The sequence below is a fragment of the Dolichospermum lemmermannii CS-548 genome, assembly GCF_028330815.1.
GTDB lineage: Bacteria > Cyanobacteriota > Cyanobacteriia > Cyanobacteriales > Nostocaceae > Dolichospermum > Dolichospermum lemmermannii.
Genome location: NZ_JAQMTJ010000252.1, coordinates 1 through 7,663 on the forward strand (window position 1 = coordinate 1; position 7,663 = coordinate 7,663).

A 7,663-nucleotide genomic window follows, 5' to 3' on the forward strand; every position below is an offset into this window, starting at 1 on the left:
AATAGATTTTGATGACATTTTTGGTGATTTACTGTTTCTCAAATGCCTTTTTTCACTTTATCTGTTTGTTTTGATGCTCCCTTTGATTTTCATCTCCGTAATTTCCCTCTGTAACATTTTGGGGTGCGGAATGTGGGTTTGAAAGCGGATATTGCCAATTTCACTTTCTCTGGCTCATGTTTGGCTATTTCCTGTTTTAATCTAGCGCCGATTTTCATGCTCATTTCGGTAATCAAATGAGTAATCTCTAAAGATGGATTCTGGAGTTCACCATGATCTGAATTTTGGGCAACCGAGTTGAAAGAAACAACTTTTGGGGATGATTCAGGTATAGTCAACTGCTTAATTTGTGTTCGTAAGCGTTCACATTCCGACTTCAACTCAAAAATTTCAGCAACATGACCTCTCAAATTCTGATTCTGTCGCTTTAATTCTCTATTTTCAGCCTCCAATTCTCGAATTCGTTGCTTGAATACTTCAGAAAGGGTTTTCAGACTATGAGGTCCAGGTTGTTTTTCCGCCAATGAGTTGAGTTGCTGTGTTTTTTGCGACTGTAAATCATGAATGTATTCCGTTAATTCTGTCCATTTGTAGAAGTAAGAAATGGAACAGCCAGCAACTTGAGCAATGTTAGGAAAAGTCAAAGGTTTACCACTTTTTTGAATCTCTTCAATAGCACGAAATACTTGTTCACGTTTGTGTTCTTTTCGCTGTTGTTGGGCTGCCCGGAGGATAGCAGTCTGTTTTTCACGTAATGGTTGCTTCGTCATTAGCAACTTTCCTCAAATCAGATAACCATTTATCCATTGCTTCTAGGGTAGCCTGAGATTCTTCATAGGCTAGGGTAGCCCCGGCTTGTTTAGCTGACTCCATGCGTTTGTGTTCTCCAGCATATTGCCCTTCATAAAGAGGTAATTTGCTGGTACTGGGTAAGAACTCTGTTTAATACTTCTAAAATGACAAAACAGATAGGGGTAATCCTTGCCCAAGGTTTTTCTCATCCATTGCTGTTGTTGTTCAATGATTTGTCTAATTTCACGAGAGGCAGGGAGTCTGTGCCATCGTTCTACCTTATGCTGATAAAACTTGATATACCATTGACCATTTTCTTCAACTAAACAATCAAAAGTCATCTGACAAATATCTGCGGGACGAGCAGCTGTATATTCTTGGATTAAATAATGACGAGCAAGAGGAGCAGGAATTTGGTCGAGATGCTGTTTAATCTGTTGACGGGTGATTTCATCCAACCAATCCACGTCCTGAACTGTTTGTTTAGGAATATCTCGCTGACGAACTAAGTTTTGGGATTCTAATCCTAAAAAATCACAAAAATCTTTGAGGATATATAGCTTTTCTCGAATAGTCCGATTACAATTTGTTTGGTTGAGGTCGAGAAACTTAAAGATTAGTTCTCGGCGAATTTCAGAGAGATTTTGGATATGATTCTGCTGCAAAATTTGACCGAACTGACGCAAAGCTACTAGAGAATTTATCGGTGTGGCAATGGCAGAATACTTACCTGATTTGAGTAAGGAATATAGATATTCCTTGACTTTGACACGAAACCATTCTGGTTTAATTGACTTAAAGTTGAGGATTTTCAAGGGTGAGTTTTTGACAAAATGACGAAAATCCCAAACATCATCATCAAAACAGAAGTTCAATAAGGTTTCTTGTTGTTGACACCCAACCCAACTATTATAACTTGTGGCGTGAGGATTAAAGTTAATGTGGCAGAAGTAACAGCGACAATTACTCTGTCTGCTGTTGGCTTGAAAGCTTTCATAAATCCACCCTTTCTGTCCATTTGGTCCTATTTGCTGGCAGAGGGGATTAGGACAAACTAAATGGGAACGATAACTATGAATCTGAGGTAGAACTTGACAACAAAGGAGGGTCTTTTGGGAACAATGATTACATCCTAGCCTGAGTTGACAACTATGTCCATTAGTATAATTAAATTTGCTGATTTGACCTTGATTACACTGAGGACAGATAAATTCTCCAGCATACTTTTCTGCCCAATTTACTGATAGAGTTCCTTGAAGAGTTAGATGAGTGGAAATGGGTGAGTGTTTAACTGTACCAGTTAGGTAAGTTTCCTGATGACAAAAATTACATGACAATTTTAGTTTGCAAACAGCCCCTTTTGAGTAATAAAAATTGGTGATTTTTCCTTGATTACATTGAGGACAGATAAATTCTCCAGCATAATCTGTCTGCCAATTAACTGATAAAGTTCCGTTAAGGGTTTGGTGTATTGAAATATTTGGATGTTGAGGAAGTTCACAAGTTAATTGGGTTATTTGAGCGCATGATTTACATTTGACTCTCAGTTTAGAAATGGCTTTTTGATTGTTATAAAAGCTGGTGATTTTTTCTTGATTACATTGAGGACAAATAAATTCGCCAGCATAATCTGTCTGCCAATTGACTTGTAAAGTTCCGTGAAGGGTTTGATGAATTGATATGGGTGGAGACTGTCTAATTTGACAGGAAAGGGGAGTAGATGTGTGGCAGAGTTCACAGCCTAATTGAATTTGACAAAGTGTTTTTTTGTCGTAAAAGAAATGACTTAACTGTCCGCGATGACAATGGGGACAATTAAATTCGCCAACATAATCGGTTTGCCAATTGACTGATAAATTCCCGTGAAGGGTTTGGTGTATTGAAATTGGTAAATGCTTGCGTTTACCCATGATTTTTCTGGTTTTGAATATGTTGTAATTCTGACAAGCCCTGAAAACGATTTTTGATGAAAACTAATAGGTTATTAATCTCTGTTACTCGTCTTGCTTGTCCGTTGTTTTGAGCTTGAATTAGGTCTTGCTGTAAGCGGTTTAAGTCAGCTTCTAATTGGGATTTATCTTCGAGGGTTACGCGATGATGAGAACAACTAAGACAGGCATAGCGATGTTGACAATCTCCTAACATGGTGGGACGATGACATTCTCCTAGAGGGGTACTAACTTTGAGGAGATTTGCTAATTTTTCATACCTGGTTTTTCTGGGTTTAAAAGCTGTAATTTGACCATACATATCTACATAACCTTTGAGATTAGCTTCTTTTTCTAATCTGGTTAGTGAACGCTGGCGATAATGAGGTAGCATATCTAAGGAACCGTGACCTAGTACGGCGGCGATATATTCATCTTCTACTTCACAATGAGCCATAATGCTGGCTTTGGTGCGGCGAAACATATGGCTAGTGAGTTTAAATCTGTTGCCATATTTATCTTTTAAGTTTGCTACTTCTCGAAATTTAGTTAGCCAGTTACTAATTTTTAATCTGGTAATTGTTTGGGGTTGATAGCACAGTGTTGTTTCAGATTCTCTATCAGCCCGAGGAATACTTTTTTGGGGACTATAAACGTGACAAAATAGTTTATCGAATTCACTATCTCTACCAAATTGTGTATCCAGAAATCTCTGCTGTTCTTGAACTAATTCAGCTACTTGAGGATGAATCTGAACAAACCGCCAGTGTTTGAGTTTTTCAAACCAACGTAGTAAAAACCATTTTTCGCTTTCTTGTTTGAGGCTATGGCGTGGCATGGTGAGAATTTCTCCAATGCGGCAACCTAATGCCAATTGTAACCGAAAAAGTCTTTCAATTGTCGGGGGGAATAAGTCAAGTTTTTCGTAGATTTGGTAAAGAACTTCTTCTGGTATTGTCTCGATTTTGGGTGTTTTTTGGGAAATTCTGATGGGGGTGAAGGCGATTTCTAACCACTTTTCTTCTCGCCACAGATTGAGAGCATAGGTAATTGTATTTTGACGATTATTACTGTTAATTTCGCTGATAAATTGATGGAGGATTGATTCTGTTAAAGATTGGGGCTGGGTATATCCATTGTTATATAAAAAATGCGCTAAGTGGTTTAAACAACCTAGTCGTTGAATAATACGACCCAGGGAATATCTCTCTCGAATGCTGGCTCTAATGGTTAGTTGAGTCAGTTGTTTTAACCAAGGCAGTGAATTTTTGTGGAAGTAGAGATGATAATGTCCATTAATTCGGCATTCTTCTTGGCTATAACCTAATTCTAATAGTGACCAAACATCTTGATTCATTAGTGGGTCATTAATCCACTTTTTTCCTAGTTCGGAGTTTTTAATTCGCTCTTTTAATGTCTTTTAAACAAGTGCTTGTGCCATTAGTTTTCTTCTTCTTCTCTTAGGTATTGGTCTAGGGTCATTTCATCAAAAACATGACTGTAAATGTCTTTGGCGATGCCTTTGAGAAAGCCTCCTCTTTTTCCCCAATGATGCGCTAGTTTGGTGAAATTTTTTTCTTCTATTCTGCCTTCAATTGTGTGATAGGTATAGAATTCTTGGATGGCGGTGACTGCTTGATTGACGGTGCGAGGACTTCTTTTGGCAACTATTTCTCTGACTTTTTCTGAGATGGCTTCTACTTGACTACCTAGTCGAAGACACAGCTAAATCTTTCTTCTGTGTCAGGGGATATCGCCCATTCTACTTTGACCATTTTCTACGTTGTGGAAATTCATTTGTTTCTACCCTAACGCAAAAATTAGGTCTGTTGTTGTTGTTTTTTCTATGTTGTGGAGGTTGTTGTTGTTGTCTATATAACCAAAATGTCATCTTAGTTATCATCGCGGTGGTAAGGGTAATATTTCTGTGGGGCAATTGTCTTTGTTTGATTTGTCGAGGTTTGAGAATCGTTGAGTTTTCTTGGGGGAAAAATCGTCCTCCATTACCAACTGGTGGTGTCATGATATCGGATAATGCTTGAGGAATGGTTTCTTTAGATTCTGGGGGGTATTCTGTATAGTTAAAGTTTGCCTATTGTTGATCTAGAGTGTGGGTTTTTAGTTGTTTGATGGCGTGAGTTAGAAAAAATTCGTTTTCACCACAGTATAAGTATGTTGGCATAGTAGTACGGCAATTGTATTGTCGTACATGAGCGTTAGCTTTAGACCCACTATTGAAATTTTGTATCAGCTCAATAAATAGGGGTAACAGAGGAAAATAAGTGCAACGAGGTACACACAGTGTCTTAGAATAGGAGGCATGACGCAAAAAATTATTGAAAGTGACAAATCAATATCAGATTTACTGCAAACCATCGAGCCAAAAGGGATTGCAGACGAATCAATGCGTCATACAGTAGAGGTATTACTGAATCTCATAGAACAATTACAATTAAAAGTCAAAGGCTTAGAGTCAGAGAATCAACGGTTAAAAGACGAAAATAACCGCTTGAAAGGAGAACAAGGTCAGCCAGACATAAAAGCCAAGAACAAGAAAGGGTTTGAGAATAAGCACTCATCAGAAAAAGAAAGAAAAACCCCAAAACAACACTCCAAGAGCAGTAAAAATCAAACTATCAAAATAGACCGAAAACAAATATTAGAATATCCCCAAGACAAACTACCAGCAGACGCACAGTTTAAAGGGTATGAAGAAGTAATCGTCCAAGACATCATCCTAGAAACCGACAACATACTATTCCGGAAAGAGAAATACTACTCACCCTTAGAAAAGAAAACCTATTTGGCAGACCTGCCAAGCGGTTACGAAGGAGAATTCGGACTCCTGATTAAAAACCTTAGTTATCAGCTTGTACTACGGGGGCAACATGACCCAAGGCAAGTTGTTAGAATTCCTAGAAGATATTGGCATTTCTATGTCAGCCGGCTATTTATCTAATCTACTGATTAAAAACCACGCTGATTTTGAAACAGAGAAAACAGAAGTATATTTATCAGGACTAGAGACCAGTCCTTGGCAACACTTTGGCATTGAGCCGAGATCCTTGCTCAAACGGAAATAGAAGCTGAAAAGCCTTGTCAATTCTAGATTTCAAATATTTCAGAAGGCAGGGAAATAGCAGCTTCAAAAGGTTGAGGAATATTTTGCAGATTCACCACATAATCGCCATATCGCTTGATATGTCTGGTGAGATAGGGACTCAAAGCAGCTACAAAGCGATGATTGACTGGATATCCTTGTGCCGTTAAAGTCTGAATTGCCAACGACATATCCACAGTATTCTGTAAAATCACAGCACTAGCAACCAAATCGAGGTACTTCAACCGCTTTTCCTGCTCAATCGGGTCGTTTTCAGTAATAACGCCATCCTTACCAAAAAACACCCAATCCAAGAAATGATGATACTTTTCTACAATATTTGTAATTGCCGTAATCTCAGAGCGCATCTTAGCATTAGAGATGTACTCCAACAAAAACATTGTTCGCACAACCTTTCCTAACTCCAAAAAGGCTTGATAAAGACGGTTTTTCCGGCTGTAACTGCTCAACTTACGTAGGAGGGTAGAAGGCATCACCTTCCCCGCCTTGATTGACAGCACTACCCGCATCATGTCATACCAGTGAAGTTGAATAAGATTCCAATTAACCACATCCTTAAACAACGGATCAATGAACTTGTAAGTGGAATCAGCACTGGGACGTAGGAAACTAAGATCCTTCCAGTTACGGATACGTGGCATCAACTTGATACCAAGAAGGTAAGAGATGGCAAACACAGGACCCGACTGACCTTGGGTATCTGCATACAAAGTATCAGGTTGAATATCGGAAAGATTTTTCAATAACCCGTCCAAAATATACACAGCTTCCCAAACACCACAAGTAATAAAATGCGTAAACAAAGCAATATATTTGTCAGAAACATGGTGATAAGCAATACCACCATAGCCACCATAACGGATGTGATATTCACTATGTAAATTATTCTCGTATATCTCGAACTTACTACCATCCGCCGCCGCTCTTTTCCCCGTTCCCCAAATGGACGGTAAACTAAAACGGTTAAACGCATTTTCCTCTATCATGGGTTCACATTCCGATAGAGTTAGCAATTGTTCACGAAAATCAGCGTAGCTTTCCGACCCAACAACACAAGCATCCCCAGTCTTGAATTCAGTTGCTAAGTAAGAAAATACACAAAACTAGATAGATTTTGAGATACTCGTTGAAATAAACGATTGTTGGTAATGGAGCGCACATGACTAACTAAACGGTCAAGGGAATTAAATGTTGGCAACTCATATCGTTCCTTGACTAATTCTTCAATTGTAATGTTGATTAAATCCGCAGGATGGTCTTTAACTTCGGCGGCAGAACTGACAACAATTGCTATCAACTTTTGGGCAGCTTTATCATAAGGTTTTATACCTAAATATTCTCGAATTGCCTGTTGATAATTACGCCTTTGGCGCTCGGAGGGAATAGCTTTTCCCCATTCACTCTATTTCCGTTTGAGCAAGGATCTCGGCTCAATGCCATTTAGATCCCCGACTTCTCTAAGAAGTCGGGGATCTTGTTATACATAATTATTTTCCCATGTTTCGTTTGAGTTTTGGTAGAGTCGAAGGCGGGTATTATCCCGCGCTCCTCTCTGTTAAATCTGGGCGTGCGACTTTCACCGCACCCAGCTTTCGATGTTCTTAGCTTTCGCGTTTGCTCATGTGAATATAATCGTGGCAGCTTTCATGAATGGCTAGAAGGTTTTTAGGTTTTCAATTGTTATAAGTAAGTAGACGAAAATAAATCAAAGTAGATTAAGTAATGTAAAAAATCTGGAGATGATTTCGTAGTAAGGGCTTCAGCCCTCAAATGAGGAATAAATTCCTCACTACAAACTTTGAATTATTCAAGCCGTTCTACT

Annotated in this window: 6 protein-coding genes and 2 pseudogenes; 1 reads left to right on the forward strand and 7 read right to left on the reverse strand. The window is 38.7% G+C overall.

Annotated elements, in window-relative coordinates; all coding sequences use genetic code 11:
- Positions 1–89 precede the first annotated feature (89 nt).
- The 5 genes from PN450_RS24120 to PN450_RS16860 form a co-directional block, all read right to left on the reverse strand.
- Positions 90–770 carry a DUF6262 family protein gene (locus PN450_RS24120; RefSeq protein WP_417033756.1) on the reverse strand — a complete coding sequence of 227 codons (681 nt, stop codon included), beginning with the start codon at positions 768–770 and terminating at the stop codon, positions 90–92.
- Positions 748–873 (reverse strand): hypothetical protein, encoded by a 126-nt coding sequence (locus PN450_RS16845; protein ID WP_256370307.1) that lies wholly within the window; start codon positions 871–873, stop codon positions 748–750. The genes PN450_RS24120 and PN450_RS16845 overlap by 23 nt, the downstream gene beginning before the upstream one ends.
- Positions 840–2,702, reverse strand: a complete 1,863-nt coding sequence (locus tag PN450_RS16850) for an integrase (RefSeq protein WP_271837003.1) — start codon at positions 2,700–2,702, stop codon at positions 840–842. The genes PN450_RS16845 and PN450_RS16850 overlap by 34 nt, the downstream gene beginning before the upstream one ends.
- A complete protein-coding gene (locus tag PN450_RS16855; RefSeq protein ID WP_271837004.1) occupies positions 2,695–4,077 on the reverse strand; it encodes a tyrosine-type recombinase/integrase in 1,383 nt (460 codons plus the stop codon). The genes PN450_RS16850 and PN450_RS16855 overlap by 8 nt, the downstream gene beginning before the upstream one ends.
- Before the next feature lie 405 nt (positions 4,078–4,482).
- Positions 4,483–4,743 (reverse strand): hypothetical protein, encoded by a 261-nt coding sequence (locus PN450_RS16860; protein ID WP_246862931.1) that lies wholly within the window; start codon positions 4,741–4,743, stop codon positions 4,483–4,485.
- Positions 4,744–5,040: 297 nt separating this feature from the next.
- Between PN450_RS16860 and PN450_RS16865 the strand changes: the two genes are divergently transcribed.
- Positions 5,041–5,679 carry a hypothetical protein gene (locus PN450_RS16865; RefSeq protein WP_246862932.1) on the forward strand — a complete coding sequence of 213 codons (639 nt, stop codon included), beginning with the start codon at positions 5,041–5,043 and terminating at the stop codon, positions 5,677–5,679.
- A gap of 146 nt (positions 5,680–5,825) precedes the next feature.
- Here PN450_RS16865 and PN450_RS16870 read toward each other — a convergent pair.
- Positions 5,826–6,815: pseudogene (locus PN450_RS16870) on the reverse strand (transposase); the annotation flags it as partial.
- A 107-nt stretch (positions 6,816–6,922) separates the two neighbouring features.
- Positions 6,923–7,228 (reverse strand): annotated as a pseudogene (locus PN450_RS16875) (DUF4158 domain-containing protein); the annotation flags it as partial.
- Positions 7,229–7,663 lie beyond the last annotated feature (435 nt).

Coding starts and splice junctions, on each gene's coding strand:
- PN450_RS24120 (WP_417033756.1), bottom strand. CDS start 770: ATGACGAAGCAACCATTACGTGAAAAACAGACTGCTATCCTCCGGGCA.
- PN450_RS16845 (WP_256370307.1), bottom strand. CDS start 873: ATGGAGTCAGCTAAACAAGCCGGGGCTACCCTAGCCTATGAAGAATCT.
- PN450_RS16855 (WP_271837004.1), bottom strand. CDS start 4,077: ATGAATCAAGATGTTTGGTCACTATTAGAATTAGGTTATAGCCAAGAA.
- PN450_RS16850 (WP_271837003.1), bottom strand. CDS start 2,702: ATGGGTAAACGCAAGCATTTACCAATTTCAATACACCAAACCCTTCAC.
- PN450_RS16860 (WP_246862931.1), bottom strand. CDS start 4,743: ATGACACCACCAGTTGGTAATGGAGGACGATTTTTCCCCCAAGAAAAC.
- PN450_RS16865 (WP_246862932.1), top strand. CDS start 5,041: ATGACGCAAAAAATTATTGAAAGTGACAAATCAATATCAGATTTACTG.